Annotated in this window: 1 protein-coding gene; it reads left to right on the forward strand. The window is 50.5% G+C overall.

The features are described 5' to 3' along the window. The coding region (locus tag R7Z50_RS27055; protein WP_318149691.1) for an MFS transporter at positions 1-731 on the forward strand (731 nt) is incomplete at both ends.

Below are 731 nucleotides of genomic sequence, written 5' to 3' on the forward strand. Positions count from 1 at the left end.
ATGTCTCGTTTGCTACAAGGCTTAGGTGCGTGTGCGACATCGGTAGCAGCCTTTGCAACAGTTCGCGATATTTTCGGCCCAGAGAAAAGCGGCAAGATGATCAGCTACCTTAATGGTGCGATCTGCTTTATTCCGGCACTGGCCCCAATCTTAGGTAGCTGGTTAACACAGCAATTCGATTGGCGTGCAAACTTCAGCTTTATGGCTGGTTTTGCGGTTGTCTCAGGAACGTTGATGTTCTTGATGATGAAGGAAACCAACCCTGCAACCGAGAAACAAGCGGTATTCAAAGTAAGTCGTTACTGGTCGGTACTGAGCACGCCATCTTTCATTTTCCACGCGTCACTATGTTTGATGGCCATGGCGGTTATCTTAGCTTACGTGACGTCAGCACCGTCGGTATTGATGACAGGCATGGGCCTTTCAATGAATGAGTTCACATTCTGGTTTGGCATTAACGCGGTCATCAACATCGCTGGCTGTATGTTGGCACCGAAGTTCATGGAACGTTTTGGCACACACAACACGCTTGTGGTTGGTATCTCGACGTTGGCTCTGGCTGGTGTGGTGATGCTGGTGATGAATGGCCAAAACACGGCGCTGTCGTTCATGCTGCCAATCTTTATGTCGTCCGTTGGTTTTGCTTTGATTCTTGGCGGCGCCGCGGGCAAGGCGTTGGAACCATTCGGTGATAAAGCGGGCACAGCCGCGGCGCTACTTGGTTTGTTCCA

The sequence above is a fragment of the Vibrio sp. 1249-1 genome (genome assembly GCF_033340495.1).